Consider the following 18,969-nt stretch of genomic DNA (forward strand, 5'->3'; position numbering starts at 1 on the left):
GTGGCCAGGTCGAAAATGGCGAGGGCTCCAGTCAGGTCAATCGCTCAGACCTTGTACCCGGACTCGCGCGGTTCCGCTACGGAGCATGCCGATTTTTTCTGCGGCGGCGCGTGACAGGTCGATCAGTCGGCCTCGGGTATGCGGGCCGCGGTCGTTGATGCGCACCACGACGCTGCGCTGGTTGGCAAGGTTGGTGACCAGCACCTGGCTGCCGAACGGCAGGCTGCGGTGGGCGGCGGTGAGGCCATGCTGGTTGAAGGGTTCGCCGCTGGCGGTGCGTTTGCCGTGGTGGCGGGCGCCGTAGTAGGAGGCGGTGCCGGTCTGGTCGTAGCCGCGCGGGTCGATGTCATGGCTGGCACAGCCGGCCAGGAGGGAGAAGAGGGCGAGAGAGGTGATGGCGCGTCTTAGCAAGTCGGATGCTCCGCTGTTGCCGCTGATCATCGCGGGGCAAGCCCGCTCCCACTGGCGTGGGAGCGGGCTTGCCCCGCGATCGGGATCACCCTTCGAGCTTGGCCTTGAGCAATTGGTTCACTTGCCCCGGGTTGGCCTTGCCTTTCGAGGCTTTCATCGCCTGGCCGACGAAGAAGCCGAACATCTTGCCGCGCTTGGCCTCGTCGGCGGCGCGGTACTGTTCGACCTGTTCGGCGTTGGCGGCGAGCATCTCGTCGAGCATCTTGTCGATCGCGCCGGTGTCGGTGACCTGCTTGAGACCTTTGCTTTCGATGATGCCGTCGGCATCGCCTTCACCGGCGGCCATGGCCTCGAACACGGTCTTGGCAATCTTGCCGCTGATGGTGTTGTCGCGGATGCGCAGCAGCATGCCGCCGAGGTGCTCGGCGCTGACCGGCGACTGGTCGATCTCGACACCCAGCTTGTTCAGCAGGCTGCCCAGCTCGACCATGACCCAGTTGGCGGCCAGCTTGGCGTCGCCGCCGATCTTCGCCACCTGCTCGAAGTAGTCGGCCTGCTCGCGGCTGGAGGCCAGCACGTTGGCGTCGTAGGCCGACAGGCCGTACTGGCTCTGGAAGCGCTCGACCTTCTGCGGCGGCAGCTCCGGCAGGGCGGCGCGCACGCTGTCGAGGAAGCTCGGCTCGATGACCACCGGCAGCAGGTCCGGGTCGGGGAAGTAACGGTAGTCGTTGGCTTCCTCCTTGCTGCGCATGGAGCGGGTCTCGTCCTTGTTCGGGTCGTACAAGCGGGTTTCCTGCACCACCTTGCCGCCGTCCTCGATCAGGTCGATCTGGCGCTGGATCTCGCTGTTGATCGCCCGCTCGATGAAGCGGAACGAGTTGACGTTCTTGATCTCGCAGCGGGTGCCGAACTCGGTCTGGCCTTTCGGGCGGATCGAGACGTTGCAGTCGCAGCGCAGCGAGCCTTCGGCCATGTTGCCGTCGCAGATGCCCAGGTAGCGCACCAGGGCGTGGATGGCCTTGACGTAGGCCACTGCCTCTTTGGCGCTGCGCATGTCAGGCTCGGAGACGATCTCCAGCAGCGGCGTGCCGGCGCGGTTCAGGTCGATGCCGGTGGCGCCGTTGAAGTCTTCGTGCAGGCTCTTGCCGGCATCTTCTTCAAGGTGCGCGCGGGTCACGCCGATGCGCTTGATGGTGCCGTCTTCCAGGGCGATGTCCAGGTGGCCCTTGCCGACGATCGGCAGGTCCATCTGGCTGATCTGGTAGCCCTTGGGCAGGTCGGGGTAGAAGTAGTTCTTGCGCGCGAACACGTTGCGCGGGCCGATCTCGGCATCGATCGCCAGGCCGAACATGCACGCCATGCGCACGGCTTCCTGGTTGAGCACCGGCAGCACGCCGGGCATGCCCAGGTCGACCAGGCTGGCCTGGGTGTTCGGCTCGGAGCCGAAGGTGGTGGCGCTGCCGGAGAAGATCTTCGACTGGGTGGCGAGCTGGGTATGAATCTCCAGCCCGATCACAACTTCCCATTGCATGTGTGAACTCCTCAGAAGCCGTTGGGGGCGCGGGTGTGCCAGTCGGTGACTTGCTGGTAACGGTGCGCGATGTTGAGCAGGCGGCCTTCCTGGAAGTACGGGGCCAGCAGTTGCACGCCCACCGGCAGGCCGTCGACGAAGCCGGCCGGCATCGACAGGCCCGGCAGGCCCGCCAGGTTGGCGGTGATGGTGTAGACGTCTTCAAGGTAGGCGGCGACCGGGTCAGCGCTCTTGGCGCCGAGCTTCCAGGCCGGGTTCGGCGTGGTCGGGCCGAGAATCACGTCGACGTCGTTGAACGCGGCGACGAAGTCGTTCTTGATCAGGCGGCGGATCTGCTGCGCCTTGACGTAGTAGGCGTCGTAGTAGCCGGCCGACAGGGCGTAGGTGCCGACCATGATGCGGCGCTGCACTTCGGCGCCGAAGCCTTCGCCACGGGAGCGCTTGTACAGGTCGGTGAGGTCTTTGGGATCCTCGCAGCGGTAGCCGAAGCGCACGCCGTCGAAACGCGACAGGTTGGAGGAGGCCTCTGCCGGGGCGATCACGTAGTACGCCGGAATGGCGTGTTGCATGTTCGGCAGGCTGATTTCCTTGACCACCGCGCCGAGCTTCTCCAGCTCCTTGACGCTGGCCTGGACCAGGTCGGCGATGCGCGGGTCGAGGCCGGCGCCGAAGTATTCTTTCGGCAGGCCGATGCGCAGGCCTTGCAGCGAGGCATTCAGGTTGGCGCTGAAGTCCGGCACCGGCTCGTCGACCGAGGTCGAGTCCTTGGCGTCGAAGCCGGCCATGCCTTGCAGCAGCAGGGCGCAGTCCTCGGCGGTGCGGGCCAGCGGGCCGCCCTGGTCGAGGCTCGAGGCGTAGGCGATCATGCCCCAGCGCGACACGCGGCCGTAGGTCGGCTTCAGGCCGGTGAGGTTGGTCAGCGCCGCCGGCTGGCGGATCGAGCCGCCGGTGTCGGTGCCAGTGGTGGCCGGCAGCAGGCGCGCGGCCACGGCGGCGGCCGAGCCGCCGGACGAGCCGCCCGGCACGTGCTTGAGGTTCCACGGGTTCTTCACCGCGCCGTAGTGGCTGGACTCGTTGGCCGAGCCCATGGCGAATTCGTCCATGTTGGTCTTGCCCAGGGTGACCATGCCAGCCTCGGCCAGCTTGGCGACCACGGTGGCGTCATACGGTGCGGTGAAGTTGTCGAGCATCTTCGAGCCGCAGCTGGTACGCACGCCGTTGTTGCAGAACAGGTCTTTGTGGGCGATCGGCGCGCCCAGCAGCGCGCCGGTTTCACCGGCGGCGCGACGGGCGTCGGCGGCGCGCGCCTGCTCCAAGGCCTGGGTCTCGGTGACGGTGATGAAGCTGTTGAGCTGCGGGTCGAGCTGCTTGATACGCGACAGCAGGGCGCCGGTCAGTTCTTGCGAGGAGAACGACTTGTCGGCGAGGCCACGAGCGATCTCGGCCAGAGTGAGTTGATGCATGGCAGGCGCTATCCCTTAATCGATGACTTTCGGAACCAGGTACAGACCGTTCTCGGTCGACGGAGCGACGGCCTGGTAGCGGTCGCGCTGGTTGCTTTCGGTGACCTGGTCGGGACGCAGGCGCTGGGTGGTCTCCAGCGGGTGGGCGAGGGGTTCCACGCCGGTGGTGTCGACGGCTTGCATCTGGTCGACCAGCCCGAGAATACTGTTCAAGGCATCGGTGGTGCGTGGCAATTCGCCTTCATTCAGGCCCAGGCGGGCCAGATGGGCGATCTTTTCCACGTCGGAGCGTTGAAGCGCCATGGGGATCTCCAGGAAAACGACAGACGGAATGAGTCCGCAAATGAGGAACATGCTGGGATTCTGGCGGTCAAAGGGCCGCGATCATCGGCAGGCATGCTCGGAAAAACAGCCAATTTAACATATTGGCTCCTTGCCCAAAATCCCTGCCATTGTTAGAGTTTGCCGCACTTTTTTACCCACGCTTTCCCCAGGGTCACTTTCCCATGTTCAAGAAACTGCGTGGCATGTTTTCCAGCGATCTGTCCATCGACCTGGGTACTGCCAACACCCTTATTTACGTGCGTGAGCGCGGTATCGTCCTGAATGAGCCCTCGGTGGTTGCCATCCGTACCCACGGCAACCAGAAAAGCGTCGTCGCAGTCGGGACCGAAGCCAAGCGCATGCTGGGCCGTACGCCTGGCAACATCGCGGCCATTCGCCCGATGAAGGACGGCGTGATCGCCGACTTCAGCGTTTGTGAAAAAATGTTGCAGTACTTCATCAACAAGGTGCACGAAAACAGCTTCCTGCAGCCCAGCCCTCGCGTGCTGATCTGCGTGCCGTGCAAGTCGACCCAGGTCGAGCGTCGCGCTATCCGTGAATCGGCTCTCGGTGCCGGTGCCCGCGAAGTGTTCCTGATCGAAGAGCCGATGGCCGCTGCCATTGGTGCCGGCCTGCCGGTCGAAGAGGCGCGCGGCTCGATGGTCGTCGATATCGGTGGCGGTACCACCGAGATCGCCCTGATCTCGCTCAACGGCGTGGTCTACGCCGAATCCGTGCGCGTCGGCGGCGACCGCTTCGACGAAGCCATCGTCACCTACGTGCGCCGCAACTACGGCAGCCTGATCGGCGAATCCACCGCCGAGCGCATCAAGCAGGAAATCGGTACCGCCTACCCGGGCGGCGAAGTGCGCGAAGTCGACGTCCGTGGCCGCAACCTGGCCGAAGGGGTACCGCGTGCCTTCACCCTGAACTCCAACGAAGTGCTCGAAGCGCTGCAGGAGTCCCTGGCGACCATCGTCCAGGCGGTCAAGAGCGCCCTGGAGCAATCGCCGCCCGAGCTGGCCTCGGACATCGCCGAGCGTGGCCTGGTGCTGACCGGTGGTGGCGCGCTGCTGCGCGACCTCGACAAGCTCCTGGCCCAGGAAACCGGTCTGCCGGTGATCGTCGCCGAAGACCCGCTGACCTGTGTCGCCCGCGGCGGTGGTCGTGCCCTGGAAATGATGGACAAGCACGCCATGGACCTGCTCTCCAGCGAGTGATCGCTGCGCAGTAGCATCCTCAGGTTTACAGGTGGCACGCACAGTGCTACCTGTATGCGCTGTGCTGGCGCCCGCCCGGGCGCCGTTTCCGTCAACCCGCAGCAGGCCGGTGCATTGCCCCATGTCCCATGACCTTCTGAGTCGTCCACGAGGAACGGCCCATTAAACCGCTTTTCTCCAAGGGCCCCTCGCTGGGCGTTCGCCTGCTCGTGCTGGTGGTGATGTCGGTCGCGCTGATGGTGGTCGATTCGCGTTTCGACCTGCTCAAGCCGGTGCGCAGCCAGATGGGCCTGGTGCTGATGGAATCCTACTGGATCACCGATCTGCCGCAGCGCATGTGGCAGGGCGTGGCCGGCCAGTTCGGCAGCCGCACCGAGCTGATCGCCGAAAACGAGAAACTCAAGACCGAGGCCCTGCTGTTGCAGGGGCGCCTGCAGAAGCTGGCGGCCCTGACCGAGCAGAACGTGCGCCTGCGCGAGTTGCTCAACTCCTCGGCGCTGGTCAACGAGAAGGTCGAGGTCGCTGAACTGATCGGTGTAGACCCCAATCCCTTCACCCACCGCATCCTGATCAACAAGGGCGAGCGCGACGGCGTGTTCCTCGGCCAGCCGGTGCTCGATGCCCGCGGCCTGATGGGCCAGGTGGTCGAGCTGATGCCGTACACCTCGCGGGTGCTGCTGCTCACCGACACCACCCACAGCATTCCGGTACAGGTCAACCGCAACGGCTTGCGCGCCATCGCCAGCGGCACCGGCAACCCGGAGCGCCTCGAGCTGCGCCATGTGGCCGACACCGCCGATATCAAGGAAGGCGACCTGCTGGTCAGCTCCGGCATGGGCCAGCGTTTCCCGGCCGGTTACCCGGTGGCTACGGTCAACGAAGTGATCCACGACTCCGGCCAGCCGTTCGCCATCGTCCGTGCCATTCCGACCGCCGCGCTCAACCGCAGCCGCTACATGTTGCTGGTGTTCAGCGACCGACGCACCCCGGAAGAGCGCGCTACCGAGGCGGCGATTGCCCAGGAAGAGGCCGACCGCCAAGGCGCCGGCCACACTCCGCCAGCGGCCACGCCCGCGACACCCGCGCCGGCCCATGCCGCGCAGCCCGCGCCAGGTACGGCGCCTGGGGCTGCGCCAACGACGGCAAGCCCGGCGTCGGCCCAACCGGCCGCCGCGCCGGCTCAACCCCGGAGACAATAATGGCCAGCACCCGTAGCAGAAACGGCTGGGCCATCTGGCTGACCTTCGCCATCGGCCTGTTGCTCAGCGTCTCGCCCATGCCGCAGTTCATGGAAGTGTTCCGGCCCATGTGGCTGGCCCTGCTGCTGGCCTTCTGGACCCTTGCCGTGCCCGGCAAGGTCGGCATGACCACGGCATTCCTGCTCGGCCTGGCCGAGGACGTGCTGTACGGCACCCTGCTCGGCCAGAATGCCCTGATCCTTACCCTGATCACCTTCCTGGTGCTGTCGTTGCAGCAGCGCCTGCGCATGTTCCCCATGTGGCAGCAGAGCCTGGTGATCCTGGTGATCTTCGGCATCGCCCAGCTGATCCAGCTGTGGCTCAGCGCGCTCACCGGCAATCGCCTGCCGACCCTGGCCCTGGTCTGGTCGGCGGTGATCAGTGCCCTGCTCTGGCCCTGGGTGAGTTTCGCCCTGCGCGGCCTGCGCGTCCGCCTGCACATTCACTGACGACCCGCCGCCACTGACAGGGAGATGTCCATATGACTCAGCTGTACCTGGCCTCCGGCTCGCCGCGCCGGCGTGAACTGCTGGCCCAGATCGGCGTGCCGTTCACCGTCGTCAGCGCGCCCATCGATGAAACCCCGCTGCCGGGCGAAGCCCCGGCGGCCTATGTCGAGCGCCTGGCCCAGGCCAAGGCCGTGGCGGGCTTCGCCCACACCGACGGCGCCGGGGTGGTATTGGGCGCCGACACTACCGTGGTGCTCGATGGCCAGATCCTCGGCAAGCCGGAGAACCGCGAGCAGGCGCTGGCCATGCTTGGCGACCTGTCCAAGCGCGAGCACCAGGTGCTCACCGCCGTGGCGCTGACCGACGGCCAGCGCAGCATCAGCCGCTGCGTCAGCACCACCGTGCGTTTTCGCACCATCTCCTTCGAGGAAGCGCTGCGCTACTGGGACAGCGGCGAACCGGTCGACAAGGCCGGCGGCTATGCCATCCAGGGCCTGGGCGCGGTGTTCGTCAGCGCTATCGAGGGCAGCTACTCGGCCGTGGTCGGCCTGCCCCTGAGCGAGACTGCCGAGCTGCTCGAACAGTTCGCCATCCCCTGTTGGCAGCAGCAAGAGGACACGACACCGCGCTAGGGCCTTTACATTTCGTACCGAGCCTAGCCAGCCATCCCGCAGCGATCCATCATTACCCAAGACCTTTGACGAGAGCCTGCCATGAGTGAAGAGATCCTGATCAACATCACCCCGATGGAGTCACGCGTGGCGGTGGTGGAGAACGGCGTCCTGCAGGAGGTGCACGTTGAGCGCACCCAACGCCGTGGCATCGTCGGCAACATCTACAAGGGCAAGGTGGTGCGGGTCCTGCCGGGCATGCAGGCGGCATTCGTCGACATCGGCCTGGAACGGGCGGCGTTCATCCATGCCTCGGAGATCTCCCAGCGCGAAGGCTCGGCGGTGGAGAACATCACCGCGCTGGTGCACGAAGGCCAGGCGCTGGTGGTGCAAGTCACCAAGGACCCCATCGGCAGCAAGGGCGCGCGCCTGACCACCCAGCTGTCGATTCCGTCGCGCTACCTGGTGTACATGCCACGCAGCAGCCATGTCGGCATTTCCCTGAAGATCGAGGAAGAAGCCGAGCGCGAGCGCCTCAAGCAGGTGGTCACCGACTGCATGGCCCAGGAAGACATGAAGGACGCCGGTGGTTTCATCCTGCGCACCGCCGCCGAGGGCGCCCGCGCCGAGGACATCCTCCAGGACATCCGCTACCTGCGCCGCCTGTGGGAGCAGATCGGTTCGCAGATCAAGACCTGCGGGGCGCCCGTGGTCATCTACGAGGACCTTGGCCTGGCCCTGCGCACCCTGCGTGACCTGGTCAACCCCAAGATCGAGAAGATCCGCATCGACTCGCGGGAAACCTTCCAGAAGACCACGCAGTTCGTCGCCGAGCTGATGCCGGAGATCGCCGATCGCCTGGAGCATTACCCCGGCGAGCGGCCGATCTTCGACCTGTATGGCGTGGAAGACGAGATCCAGCGCGCCCTCGAGCGCAAGGTGCCGCTCAAGTCCGGCGGCTACCTGGTGGTCGACCCGGCCGAGGCGATGACCACCATCGATGTCAATACCGGGGCGTTCGTCGGTCATCGCAATCTCGAAGAAACCATCTTCAAGACCAACCTCGAGGCTGCTACCGCCATTGCCCGACAACTGCGCCTGCGCAACATCGGCGGGATCATCATCATCGACTTCATCGACATGGAAGATGAAGAGCACCAGCGTCAGGTCCTGCGCACCCTGGAAAAGCAGCTCGAACGCGACCATGCCAAGACCAACATCATCGGCATCACCGAGTTGGGCCTGGTGCAGATGACCCGCAAGCGCACCCGCGAAAGCCTAGAGCAGGTGCTGTGCGAGCCCTGCGCGGCGTGCCAGGGGCGCGGCAAGCTGAAAACCCCGGAGACGATCTGTTACGAAATTTTCCGCGAGATCCTGCGCGAGGCCCGCGCCTATCAGGCCGAGGGCTATCGGGTACTGGCCAACCAGAAAGTGGTGGACCGCCTGCTCGATGAAGAGTCGGGCAACGTCGCCGAGCTGGAAGCGTTCATCGGGCGAACCATCCGCTTCCAGGTGGAGTCCATGTATTCCCAGGAACAATATGATGTGGTGCTGCTCTGACCTTCGCTAATGGCGGTCGCCCCATGGACGGGCTGGCAAATCGCTATTCACCGGCCATAGTTAAGGTACGACTTGGAGGGCCATGGCCATGGAACGTCTGACCCGCGTTCTGGGCGCCTTGACCCGCTGGGGGCTGGGGATCTGCGCCCTGCTGGCGGTGCTGGTGGCGCTGTATGTCAGCCTCGGTCGGCAACTGGTACCCCTGGTCGCCGAATACCGTGCCGACGCCGAACTCAAGGCCGAACAGGCCTTGGGCATGCCCGTGCACGTCGGTGCCCTGGAAGGGCGCTGGAGTGGCCTGGCGCCGGTGTTGCGCGTGCGCGACCTGCAGCTGGGCGAAGGCAAGGCGGCCTTGCGCCTGGACGACGTCAAGCTGGTGCCCGACCTGTGGGCCAGCCTGAAGGCCCGCGAAGTGCGCCTGGCGCGCATCCAGCTCAGTGGGCTGCAACTGATCCTGCGCGAACGCGAGCAGGGCGCCTGGACCCTCGAAGGCCTGCCGCAGCAGGATGATGCGCCGCTCGACCCGGCTGATGTGCTCAAGCGCCTGCGCCAACTGGGGCGGATCGATGTATTCGACAGCCAGGTCACCCTGCATCCCTGGCAGCGCGATCCCCTGACCCTCACCTATGTCAGCCTGGGATTGCAGGCCGGAGCATCGCGCCAGAGCGTCGACCTGCGCGCCACGCTGCCCGATGGCCAGCCCCTGGCCCTTGGCCTGAACAGTCGTGCCACCGCCAAGACCTGGCGTGACGGTCGCGTGCAGGCCTACCTGAGCCTGCCGCAAAGCGACTGGGCGCGCTGGCTGCCGCCGCAGCTGCTGGGCCAGTGGCAGGCCGACACCCTGCGTGCCGGTGGCGAGTTCTGGATCGACTGGAGCAAGGGGCAGTTGCAGCAGGCGATGGTTCGCCTCAACGCCCCACAGCTCAAGGGCGCCTACACCGGGCGCAAGGCCATTACCCTGGACAACCTGGCCCTGTCGGCCTGGTTCCAGCGCCAGGACCAGGGCTTTGACGTCGTCGTCGACTCCCTGGCCATGAGCCTGGGCAAGACCCGCTGGGAGTCGCACCTGCAACTGGCGCAGCGTCCTGGCCAGAGCCCGGCCGAGGAAAGCTGGCAGGTGCAGGCCGATCGCCTCGACCTGACCCCGCTGACCCCGGTGATCGACGCCCTGGCGCCGTTGCCGGACAAGCTGATGACGGTGGTCGACGCGCTCAAGGTGACTGGCGCCCTGCGCAACGTGCGCCTGGACATCCGCCCAAAGGCCGAGGGCGACCAGCGGTTGCAGTTCGCCGCCAACCTGGAGAAAGTCGGCTTCGACGCCTATCACGGCGCGCCGGCCGCCGGCAACGTCAGCGGCGCCATCAGCGGTGACCTCGGGCACGGCGAACTGCGCCTGGATACCCAGGCCTTCATGCTGCATCTGTATCCGATCTTCGGCAAACCCTGGCATTACCCGAAAGCCAACGCGCGGCTGACCTGGACCCTGGACAAGGAAGCCTTCACCCTGGTCGCCCCCTACATCAAGGTGCTGGGCGACGAGGGCAAGATCGCCGCGGACTTCCTGATTCGCATCCATCTGCAACCGGGCCATGAAGACTACATGGACCTGCGCGTCGGCCTCACCGAGGGCGACGGTCGCTACACCGCCAAGTACCTGCCCGAGGTGCTCAGCCCGGCCCTGGACGAATGGCTGCGCAGCGCCATCGTCAAGGGCAATGTCGACGAGGGCTACTTCCAGTACCAGGGCTCGCTGCACCACAATGCGCCGCCCCATGCCCGCGATATCAGCCTGTTCTTCAAGGTCCACGACGCCGCGCTGGATTTCCAGCCGGGCTGGCCGCAGGTGCAGCAGGTCGACGGCAATGTCTACATCGAGGACACCGGCGTGCGCATCCACGCCCGCAAAGGGCTGCTGCTGGACACTCGGGTCAGCGATGTCAGTGTCGACATTCCCCATGTCGAGGGCGACCAGCACAGTCACCTGTTCCTCGACGGAGACTTCGACGGCAGCCTTGGCGATGGCCTGAAGATCCTCAAGGAAGCGCCCATCGGCACGGGAGAGATCTTTGCTGGCTGGGAGGGTGAAGGCCCGCTCAAAGGCAAGGTCAAGCTCGATATCCCCCTGGCCCATGGGCAACGGCCCAAGGTGCTGGTGGACTTCTCGACCAGCGACGCAACCCTGAAAGTGGCGCCGCCAAGCCTGGAACTGACCCAGCTCAAAGGCGATTTCACGTTCGATTTCGACAAGGGCCTTAGCGGCAACGGCATCAGCCTGCATGCCTTCGGCAAGCCGGTGACCGCGCAGGTCACCGCCGAAGGACAGGGCGGGCAGATCCAGACCCGCATCAACGCCAACGGCCAGGTCGGCCTCAAGGTCCTGACTGACTGGTTGCAGTACCAGCAGCCGCTGCCGGCCTCGGGCGAGTTGCCCTATCAGTTGCAGGTGACATTCGGCAGCCGAGACAACCGCTTGAGTGTCAGCTCCTCGCTCAAGGGCCTGGCCATCGACTTGCCGGCCCCCTTTGGCAAGGCCGCCGGGGAAACCCGTGACAGCCGCTTCGGCCTGACCCTGCAAGGCCCCGAGCGGCGCATCGATGCCAGCTACGCCGACCTTGCCCGCTTCGCCTACGCCGCGCCCGCCGACAAGCTGGCCCAGGGGCGGGGCGAACTGTTGCTGGGTACGGGCGACGCCAGCCTCCCGAGTGGCCAGGGCCTGCGTGTGCGTGGCCGGCTCGAGTCCCTGGACCTGGCGCCCTGGCAGCAACAGATGGAGCGCCTGGCCGGCAAGGACCCGGGCGGCAGCGCCCGGCAGAACCTGCAGAGCGTGGACCTGAGCATCGGCCAGCTCAAGGCCTTCGGCATGGACCTCAACCAGGCGGTGATCCGCCTGATGCGCGGCGGTCCGGCCTGGGACCTGCGCCTGGACAGCAAGGAAGTCATCGGCAACGCGCGCATTCCCGATGCCAAGGTCACGCCCATGACCATCCGCCTGCAGAGCCTGCGTCTGCCGCCCGCCGACCCGAACGAAGCCCAGGACGAACATGCGCCGGATCCGTTGGCCGGGGTCGACCCGCGCAAGGTGCCGCCGCTGGACCTGACCATCGACAAGCTGTACCGCGGTGACGACCTGTTCGGCAGCGCCAACCTGAAGCTGCGCCAGACGCCCAAAGGCATGGCCATGAACGATATCGACCTGGACCTCAAGGGCCTGCACATCGATGGCAGCGGTGGCTGGGAAGGAGAGCCGGGCAGCAGTTCGAGCTGGTACAAGGGCCGGCTGGACGGCAAGAACCTGGGGGATGTGCTCAAGGCCTGGGGCTTCGCGCCTACCGTCACCAGCCGCGACTTCCGCATGGACGTGGACGGCCGCTGGCCGGGCTCGCCGGCCTGGGTCAGCCTCAACCGTTACTCCGGCAGCCTCGACGCGGCGTTGCGCAGCGGCCAGTTCGTCGAGGTCGAGGGCAGCGCCCAAGCCTTGCGGGTGTTCGGGCTGCTCAACTTCAACTCCATCGGCCGGCGCCTGCGCCTGGACTTCTCCGACCTGTTCAGCAAGGGCCTGGCCTATGACCGGGTCAAGGGGCTGCTGGTGGCCAGCGAAGGTGTCTACGTGACCCGTGAGCCGATCACCGTCACCGGTCCGTCGAGCAACTTCGAGCTCGACGGCACCATGGACTTCGTCCGTGATCGGATCGATGCCAAGCTGTTGGTGACGCTGCCGGTGACCAACAACTTGCCGCTGGCCGCGCTGATCGTCGGCGCGCCGGCGATCGGCGGCGCGTTGTTCCTGGTCGATCGCCTGATCGGGGACCGGGTGGCGCGTTTCGCCAGTGTGCACTATCGCGTCGAAGGTCCGGTCAAAGAGCCTAAAATCACCTTTGTGAAACCTTTCGACAAATAACCTGGGGTGGTCATGACGTCAGCTGTGATCCAGATGGTCAGCCAGGACGATGTGCTGGCCAACCTGCAACGTGCCACGGCACTGCTCGAGCAGGCCGCCGCCGGTGGCGCGCGCCTGGCGGTGCTGCCGGAGAACTTCGCCGCCATGGGCCGTCGCGACGCGGCGGCCATCGGTCGGGCCGAGGCGCTGGGCGAAGGGTCGATCCTGCCCTGGTTGAAACGCACCGCCCGCGACCTCAGGTTATGGATAGTCGCCGGTACCTTGCCTCTGCCGCCGGTCGGCCAGCCGCAAGCCAAGGCCCACGCCTGTTCGCTGCTGGTCGATGAGCATGGCGAGATCGCCGCCCGCTACGACAAGCTGCACCTGTTCGATGTGGATGTGGCCGACAACCGCGGTCGTTACCGCGAGTCGGACGACTACGCCCACGGCAGCCGGGTGGTGGTGGCCGACACGCCCGTGGGCCGGCTGGGCCTGTCGGTGTGCTACGACCTGCGCTTCCCCGAGCTGTACAGCGCCTTGCGTGCCGCCGGGGCCGAACTGATCAGCGCACCGGCGGCGTTCACCGCGGTGACCGGAGCGGCGCATTGGGAAGTACTGATTCGCGCACGGGCCATCGAGACCCAGTGCTATGTATTGGCGGCCGCCCAGGGCGGCCTGCATCCGGGGCCGCGGGAAACCCACGGCCAGGCGGCGATCGTCGACCCCTGGGGGCGGATCGTCGCGCAACAGGCGCGGGGCGAAGCGGTATTGCTCGCCACGCGCGACAGTGAAGAACAGGCGTCCATCCGGGCGCGCATGCCGGTGGTCACGCACCGGCGCTTTTTCTCGCAGGACGCCTTGCGGCCTGCGCACACCTCGGAGTGACTATGAGCGAGATTTTATCCACCGTCAGCGAGCAGCTCCTGGCCCCGGGCGGCCTGACCCTCGACAGCCTGCAGACGGTGCTGGGCGAGCTGGCCGGCCCCGGCATCGATGCCGCCGACCTGTATTTCCAGGGCCAGATCTCGGAAACCTGGGCGCTGGAGGACGGCATCGTCAAAGAGGGCAGCTTCAACCTCGACCAGGGCGTGGGCGTGCGCGCCCAGTCCGGCGAGAAGACCGGCTTCGCCTACAGCAACGCGATCAACCTCGAAGCCCTGACCTCGGCGGCCCGCGCCGCCCGCTCGATCTCCCGTGCCGGGCAGGATGGCAAGGTGCAGGCGTTCCGCAGCCAGGATGTGACTGCCCTGTATGCGTCTGACAATCCCCTGGATGTGCTGAGCCGCGCCGAGAAGGTCGAGCTGCTCAAGCGCGTCGATGCCGCCACCCGCGCCCTCGATCCGCGCATCCAGCAGGTCAGCGTGAGCATGGCCGGGGTCTGGGAGCGGATCCTGGTCGCCGCCGCCGATGGCAGCCTGGCCGCCGATGTGCGTCCGCTGGTGCGTTTCAACGTCAGCGTGATCGTCGAGCAGAACGGTCGTCGCGAGCGCGGCGGGCAGGGTGGTGGCGGGCGTACCGACTACCGCTACTTCACCGAGGAGCGGGTGATGGGCTATGCCCGCGAGGCGTTGCGCCAGGCGCTGGTCAACCTCGAGGCCATTCCGGCGCCGGCCGGCACGCTGCCGGTGGTGCTTGGCCCGGGCTGGTCCGGCGTGCTGCTGCACGAGGCGGTCGGTCACGGCCTGGAAGGCGACTTCAACCGCAAGGGCAGTTCGGCGTTCAGTGGGCGTATCGGCGAGCAAGTGGCCTCGAAGCTGTGCACAATTGTCGACGACGGTACCCTGGAGGGCCGCCGCGGCTCGCTCAGCATCGACGACGAAGGCACCCCGACCGAATGCACCACGCTGATCGAGAACGGCATCCTCAAGGGCTACATGCAGGACAAGCTCAACGCCCGCCTGATGGGCATGGCGGTGACCGGTAACGGCCGGCGTGAATCCTACGCCCACCTGCCGATGCCGCGCATGACCAACACCTACATGCGCGCTGGCGACAGCGACCCCGAGGAAATCATCCGCTCGGTGAAGAAGGGCATCTATTGCGCCAACCTTGGCGGTGGCCAGGTGGACATCACCAGCGGCAAGTTCGTGTTCTCCACCAGCGAGGCCTACCTGATCGAGGATGGCAAGATTACCGCGCCGGTGAAGGGCGCGACGCTGATCGGCAATGGTCCGGAGGCGATGCGGGGTGTGTCGATGGTCGGCAACGACCTGGCGCTGGACAGCGGCGTGGGTACGTGCGGCAAGGATGGGCAGTCGGTGCCGGTAGGCGTTGGCCAGCCGACCCTGAAGCTGGATGCGATCACTGTCGGTGGTACAGGGGCTTGATGATCAATCGCGGGGCAAGCCCGCTCCCACAGATGCCTGCAAAGGCAGCGTGGGAGCGGGCTTGCCCCGCGATGGCCTCAACGCAGACCGCGCTGGACCTCGTCGAGGTCGCGGATGTACTTGAACACTTTACGCGCAGCCGCAGGCGGCTTGTTCCGCGCCTTCTCGTGCTGGGCGTGACGGATCAGCGAGCGCAGGTGCTGGCGATCGGTGTCGGGGAACTCGTTGACGAAGCGTTCGAGGTCCTCGTCGTTGCCGTCGATCAGGCGATCACGCCAGCGCTCGAGGCCGTGAAAGCGCTCGTTGTACTGGCGGGTCGAGCTGTCGACCTGCTCGAGCACGGCATGGATGGCGTCAAGGTCCTGCACGCGCATCAGCTTGCCGACGAACGACATGTGGCGTTTGCGGGCGCCGTGGGCGGTGTGCTTGCTGGCCTCTTCCAGCGCCTTGCGCAGCTCGTCGGTCAACGGCAGGCGGGCCAGGGTGTCGGCCTTGAGGGTGGTGAGGCGCTCACCGAGCTCGACCAGCGCATGCAGCTCGCGCTTGATCTGGGTTTTGCTTTTTTCGCCGTCGAAGGCGTCGTCGTAAGAATCAACCATGGGGGCAGTCCGCAGGAAATCGCCGCCATGATAACCAGTCGGGGGCCGCTTGTCCGGCCCGGTCGTAGAATGACCCACGCCGTACGCAGAATTTTCAGTGGAGAGAACCATGAGTGCAGTCCAGAGCGTAGGCCCCAAGGACCTGCCGGCGTTGCAGGAACAGGTCGAGGCGATCGTCGCCGAGGCGCGCCGCCAGGGCGCCAGCGCGTGCGAAGTGGCGGTGTCGCTGGAGCAGGGCCTGTCCACCACGGTGCGCCAGCGCGAAGTCGAGACGGTCGAGTTCAACCGCGACCAGGGCTTCGGCATCACCCTCTACGTTGGCCAGCGCAAGGGTTCGGCCAGCACCTCGGCCAGCGGCCCTGAGGCGATCCGCGAGACCGTCGCGGCGGCCCTGGCAATCGCCAAGCACACCTCCGAGGACGCGTGTTCGGGGCTGGCCGATGCCGCCTTGATGGCCCGCGAGATCCCTGACCTGGATCTGTACCACGACTGGGACATCGAGCCGGAGAAGGCCATCGAGATGGCGCTGGCCTGCGAGGCGGCGGCGTTCGATGCCGACAAGCGCATCCTCAATGCCGATGGCACCACCCTCAATACCCATCAGGGCGTGCGGGTCTATGGCAACAGCCACGGCTTCATCGGTGGCTACGCGTCCACCCGGCACAGCCTGAGCTGCGTGATGATCGCCGAGGCCGAAGGGCAGATGCAGCGCGACTACTGGTACGACGTCAATCGTCAGGGCAACCTGCTGGCCGACCCGCGCAGCATCGGCCAGCGCGCCGCGCAACGCGCCGCCAGCCGTCTGGGCGCGCGTCCGGTGCCGACCTGCGAGGTGCCGGTGCTGTTCTCGGCGGAGCTTGCCGGCGGCCTGTTCGGCAGTTTCCTGTCGGCGATTTCCGGCGGCAACCTGTACCGCAAGTCGTCGTTCCTCGAAGGCACCCTCGGCCAGCGCCTGTTTCCCACCTGGCTGACCCTCGATGAACGTCCGCACATCCCGCGTGCGCTGGGCAGCGCGGCGTTCGACGGCGATGGCCTGGCCACCTACGCCAAGCCGTTCGTCGACAAGGGCGAGCTGGTGTCCTACATCCTGGGCACCTATTCCGGGCGCAAGCTGAGCCTGCCGAGCACCGCCAACGCCGGGGGCGTGCACAACCTGTTCGTCACCCACGGTGTGGAAGACCAGGCGGCATTGATTCGCCGCATGGGTCGCGGCCTGCTGGTGACCGAGCTGATGGGGCATGGCCTGAACATGGTGACCGGTGACTATTCCCGTGGTGCGGCGGGCTTCTGGGTGGAAAACGGCGAGATCCAGTTCCCGGTCCAGGAAGTGACCATCGCCGGCAATATGAAGGACATGTTCCAGCAGATCGTGGCGATCGGCAGCGATATCGAGACCCGCAGCAATATCCATAGTGGCTCGGTGCTGATCGAACGGATGACGGTGGCGGGCAGCTGATCGACGCCCCTCGCTCATGTCTCGCAAAGGACCCGGCCATCGCGCCGGGTTTCTTTTGCCCATCGCTCGCCTTGAATTGATTCTATTTATCACATAATAATGAATATCATTATCCAGTAACTCGGCGATGATGTTCATGAAACCCGTCCTCCACGAACTGCCCTACCTGGAAAACTGGCGCTGGCTCAGCCGGCGCATCCGCTGCGCGCTCGAACCCGACGAGCCGCGTCTGATCGAGCATTACCTGGCCGAAGGCCGCTACCTGGTGTGCTGCACCGAAACCTCGCCCTGGGCCGTGGCGCTGACCGCCTTCCGCCTGCTGCTGGATACCGCCAACGATCGCATGCTGCCGTGGCATTGGCGCTGCCTGTGCCTGGACCAGGCCTGGCGGCCCTTGCTCGACCTGCGCAACCTCGATCGCCGCGAACAAAACCTGCGCTGGCAGCCCTACGCGATGCAGCTTGCCAACAGCGTGTTGCTGCCGTCGATTTCTCCCGAAGAACTGATGCAAGGACTTGAAGATGAGTGATACCCGTATCGAGCGTGACAGCATGGGCGAACTGCAGGTGCCGGCCCAGGCCCTGTACGGTGCCCAGACCCAGCGCGCGGTCGACAACTTCCCGGTCAGCGGCAAGCCGATGCCGGCCCAGTTCATCCGTGCCCTGCTGCTGGCCAAGGCGGCGGCGGCCAAGGCCAACGTCGAGCTGTCCCAGCTGAGCGCGGGGCAGGGCGAGGCCATCGTCAAGGCGGTGGAGCAACTGCTGACCGGGGATTTCATCCAGCACTTCCCGGTGGATGTGTTCCAGACCGGTTCCGGCACCAGCTCGAACATGAACGCCAACGAGGTCATCGCCACCCTGGCCAGCCGCGTGCTGGGCGAGCCGGTCAATGCCAACGACCACGTCAACTGTGGCCAGAGCAGCAACGACATCATCCCCACCACCATCCACGTCAGCGCCGCCCTGGCCCTGCACGAGCAATTGTTGCCGGCCCTGCGCCACCTCACCCAGGTGATCGAGGCCAAGGCGGTCGAAGTGCACAAGCACGTGAAGACCGGCCGCACCCACCTGATGGATGCCATGCCGGTGCGCATGAGCCAGGTGCTCGAAGGCTGGGCCGCGCAGGTCAAGGGCGCCCAGGCGCATCTCGAAGCCACCCTGCCGAGCCTGCAGGCCTTGGCCCAGGGCGGTACTGCCGTGGGCACCGGCATCAACGCCCACCCGCAGTTCGCCGCAGGCTTTGCCCGCCAGTTAAGTGGCCTGACCCAGGTCAAGTTCACCCCCGGCGAGAACCTGTTCGCCCTGATCGGCTCCCAGGACACCGCCGTGGCCCTGTCCGGCCAGCTCAAGACCGCCGCCGTGGCGCTGATGAAGATCGCCAACGACCTGCGCTGGATGAACTCCGGCCCGCTCGCCGGCCTCGGTGAAATCGAGTTGCAGGGTCTGCAGCCGGGCTCGTCGATCATGCCGGGCAAGGTCAACCCGGTGATCCCGGAGGCCACCGCCATGGTCGCGGCCCAGGTGATCGGAAACGACGCCACCATCGCCGTGGCCGGGCAGTCGGGCAACTTCGAGCTCAACGTGATGCTGCCGGTGATCGCCCGCAACCTGCTGGAAAGCATCGAGCTGATGGCCAACGTCAGCCGCCTGCTGGCCGACAAGGCCATCGCCAGCTTCAAGGTCAATGACACCAAGCTCAAGGAGGCGCTGTCGCGCAACCCGATCCTGGTCACTGCGTTGAACCCGATCATCGGCTACCTCAAGGCCGCCGAGATCGCCAAGACCGCCTACAAGCAGGGGCGCCCGATCATCGATGTGGCGCTGGAGCACACCGACCTGTCGCGTGACCAGCTCGAGGCGCTGCTGGATCCGGAAAAACTCACCGCCGGCGGCATCTGAGCCCG

General features: G+C 66.1%; 16 protein-coding genes. 11 read left to right on the forward strand and 5 right to left on the reverse strand.

All coding sequences use genetic code 11. The annotated features are described in order from the left end of the window. Positions 1-36: 36 nt before the first annotated feature. Genes ACVWZ5_RS06250 through gatC form a run of 4 tightly spaced genes read right to left on the reverse strand, consistent with a single transcriptional unit; the run spans position 37 to position 3,708 of the window. On the reverse strand, positions 37-441 hold the full coding sequence (locus ACVWZ5_RS06250; RefSeq protein ID WP_084941941.1) for a septal ring lytic transglycosylase RlpA family protein: 405 nt from the start codon (positions 439-441) through the stop codon (positions 37-39). A gap of 55 nt (positions 442-496) precedes the next feature. Then, positions 497-1,942, reverse strand: coding sequence for an Asp-tRNA(Asn)/Glu-tRNA(Gln) amidotransferase subunit GatB (gatB, locus tag ACVWZ5_RS06255; protein ID WP_062572899.1), 1,446 nt, complete (start codon positions 1,940-1,942; stop codon positions 497-499). 11 nt (positions 1,943-1,953) lie between these two features. Further along, positions 1,954-3,405 (reverse strand): Asp-tRNA(Asn)/Glu-tRNA(Gln) amidotransferase subunit GatA, encoded by a 1,452-nt coding sequence (gatA, locus tag ACVWZ5_RS06260; protein ID WP_457340472.1) that lies wholly within the window; start codon positions 3,403-3,405, stop codon positions 1,954-1,956. 15 nt (positions 3,406-3,420) lie between these two features. Further along, positions 3,421-3,708: an Asp-tRNA(Asn)/Glu-tRNA(Gln) amidotransferase subunit GatC gene (gene gatC / locus ACVWZ5_RS06265; protein WP_028689639.1), complete on the reverse strand. Its 288-nt coding sequence runs from the start codon at positions 3,706-3,708 to the stop codon at positions 3,421-3,423. Positions 3,709-3,911: 203 nt separating this feature from the next. Here gatC and mreB point away from each other — a divergent pair, with 203 nt between their 5' ends. The 8 genes from mreB (at position 3,912) to tldD (ending at position 15,011) form a co-directional block, all read left to right on the forward strand. After that, positions 3,912-4,949 carry a rod shape-determining protein MreB gene (gene mreB / locus ACVWZ5_RS06270; protein WP_003255163.1) on the forward strand — a complete coding sequence of 346 codons (1,038 nt, stop codon included), beginning with the start codon at positions 3,912-3,914 and terminating at the stop codon, positions 4,947-4,949. Positions 4,950-5,170: 221 nt separating this feature from the next. After that, a complete protein-coding gene (gene mreC, locus ACVWZ5_RS06275) occupies positions 5,171-6,148 on the forward strand; it encodes a rod shape-determining protein MreC (RefSeq protein ID WP_253249242.1) in 978 nt (325 codons plus the stop codon). Continuing rightward, the gene (mreD, locus tag ACVWZ5_RS06280; protein WP_028689641.1) at positions 6,148-6,636 is read left to right on the forward strand and encodes a rod shape-determining protein MreD; all 489 of its coding nucleotides are present in this window, start codon (positions 6,148-6,150) and stop codon (positions 6,634-6,636) included. Before mreC ends, mreD begins: the two co-directional genes overlap by 1 nt. A 32-nt stretch (positions 6,637-6,668) precedes the next feature. Continuing rightward, complete coding sequence (locus tag ACVWZ5_RS06285) at positions 6,669-7,268, forward strand: Maf family protein (RefSeq protein WP_062572901.1); 600 nt, start codon at positions 6,669-6,671, stop codon at positions 7,266-7,268. A gap of 81 nt (positions 7,269-7,349) precedes the next feature. Then, on the forward strand, positions 7,350-8,807 hold the full coding sequence (rng, locus tag ACVWZ5_RS06290; protein ID WP_028689643.1) for a ribonuclease G: 1,458 nt from the start codon (positions 7,350-7,352) through the stop codon (positions 8,805-8,807). Between the two features lie 82 nt (positions 8,808-8,889). After that, entirely contained in the window at positions 8,890-12,705 is a 3,816-nt protein-coding gene (locus tag ACVWZ5_RS06295; protein WP_062572902.1) for a YhdP family protein, read from the forward strand. Between the two features lie 12 nt (positions 12,706-12,717). Further along, on the forward strand, positions 12,718-13,569 hold the full coding sequence (locus ACVWZ5_RS06300) for a carbon-nitrogen hydrolase family protein (protein ID WP_457340473.1): 852 nt from the start codon (positions 12,718-12,720) through the stop codon (positions 13,567-13,569). A gap of 2 nt (positions 13,570-13,571) precedes the next feature. After that, a complete protein-coding gene (tldD, locus tag ACVWZ5_RS06305) occupies positions 13,572-15,011 on the forward strand; it encodes a metalloprotease TldD (RefSeq protein ID WP_062572904.1) in 1,440 nt (479 codons plus the stop codon). Between the two features lie 77 nt (positions 15,012-15,088). Here tldD and yjgA read toward each other — a convergent pair whose 3' ends face one another. Beyond that, positions 15,089-15,610, reverse strand: coding sequence for a ribosome biogenesis factor YjgA (yjgA, locus tag ACVWZ5_RS06310; RefSeq protein ID WP_028689647.1), 522 nt, complete (start codon positions 15,608-15,610; stop codon positions 15,089-15,091). Between the two features lie 109 nt (positions 15,611-15,719). Between yjgA and pmbA the strand changes: the two genes are divergently transcribed. From pmbA to ACVWZ5_RS06325, 3 genes are all read left to right on the forward strand, one after another. After that, positions 15,720-17,066 carry a metalloprotease PmbA gene (pmbA, locus tag ACVWZ5_RS06315; RefSeq protein ID WP_028689648.1) on the forward strand — a complete coding sequence of 449 codons (1,347 nt, stop codon included), beginning with the start codon at positions 15,720-15,722 and terminating at the stop codon, positions 17,064-17,066. A gap of 127 nt (positions 17,067-17,193) precedes the next feature. Beyond that, positions 17,194-17,595, forward strand: coding sequence for a FagA protein (locus ACVWZ5_RS06320; RefSeq protein ID WP_280092772.1), 402 nt, complete (start codon positions 17,194-17,196; stop codon positions 17,593-17,595). Further along, complete coding sequence (locus ACVWZ5_RS06325) at positions 17,588-18,964, forward strand: class II fumarate hydratase (protein ID WP_186599313.1); 1,377 nt, start codon at positions 17,588-17,590, stop codon at positions 18,962-18,964. The genes ACVWZ5_RS06320 and ACVWZ5_RS06325 overlap by 8 nt, the downstream gene beginning before the upstream one ends. Positions 18,965-18,969: the final 5 nt, after the last annotated feature.

This window comes from Pseudomonas sp. TE6283, from assembly GCF_054060555.1.

Coding starts and splice junctions, on each gene's coding strand:
- ACVWZ5_RS06250 (WP_084941941.1), bottom strand. CDS start 441: ATGATCAGCGGCAACAGCGGAGCATCCGACTTGCTAAGACGCGCCATC.
- gatB (WP_062572899.1), bottom strand. CDS start 1,942: ATGCAATGGGAAGTTGTGATCGGGCTGGAGATTCATACCCAGCTCGCC.
- gatA (WP_457340472.1), bottom strand. CDS start 3,405: ATGCATCAACTCACTCTGGCCGAGATCGCTCGTGGCCTCGCCGACAAG.
- gatC (WP_028689639.1), bottom strand. CDS start 3,708: ATGGCGCTTCAACGCTCCGACGTGGAAAAGATCGCCCATCTGGCCCGC.
- mreB (WP_003255163.1), top strand. CDS start 3,912: ATGTTCAAGAAACTGCGTGGCATGTTTTCCAGCGATCTGTCCATCGAC.
- mreC (WP_253249242.1), top strand. CDS start 5,171: ATGTCGGTCGCGCTGATGGTGGTCGATTCGCGTTTCGACCTGCTCAAG.
- mreD (WP_028689641.1), top strand. CDS start 6,148: ATGGCCAGCACCCGTAGCAGAAACGGCTGGGCCATCTGGCTGACCTTC.
- ACVWZ5_RS06285 (WP_062572901.1), top strand. CDS start 6,669: ATGACTCAGCTGTACCTGGCCTCCGGCTCGCCGCGCCGGCGTGAACTG.
- rng (WP_028689643.1), top strand. CDS start 7,350: ATGAGTGAAGAGATCCTGATCAACATCACCCCGATGGAGTCACGCGTG.
- ACVWZ5_RS06295 (WP_062572902.1), top strand. CDS start 8,890: ATGGCCATGGAACGTCTGACCCGCGTTCTGGGCGCCTTGACCCGCTGG.
- ACVWZ5_RS06300 (WP_457340473.1), top strand. CDS start 12,718: ATGACGTCAGCTGTGATCCAGATGGTCAGCCAGGACGATGTGCTGGCC.
- tldD (WP_062572904.1), top strand. CDS start 13,572: ATGAGCGAGATTTTATCCACCGTCAGCGAGCAGCTCCTGGCCCCGGGC.
- yjgA (WP_028689647.1), bottom strand. CDS start 15,610: ATGGTTGATTCTTACGACGACGCCTTCGACGGCGAAAAAAGCAAAACC.
- pmbA (WP_028689648.1), top strand. CDS start 15,720: ATGAGTGCAGTCCAGAGCGTAGGCCCCAAGGACCTGCCGGCGTTGCAG.
- ACVWZ5_RS06320 (WP_280092772.1), top strand. CDS start 17,194: ATGATGTTCATGAAACCCGTCCTCCACGAACTGCCCTACCTGGAAAAC.
- ACVWZ5_RS06325 (WP_186599313.1), top strand. CDS start 17,588: ATGAGTGATACCCGTATCGAGCGTGACAGCATGGGCGAACTGCAGGTG.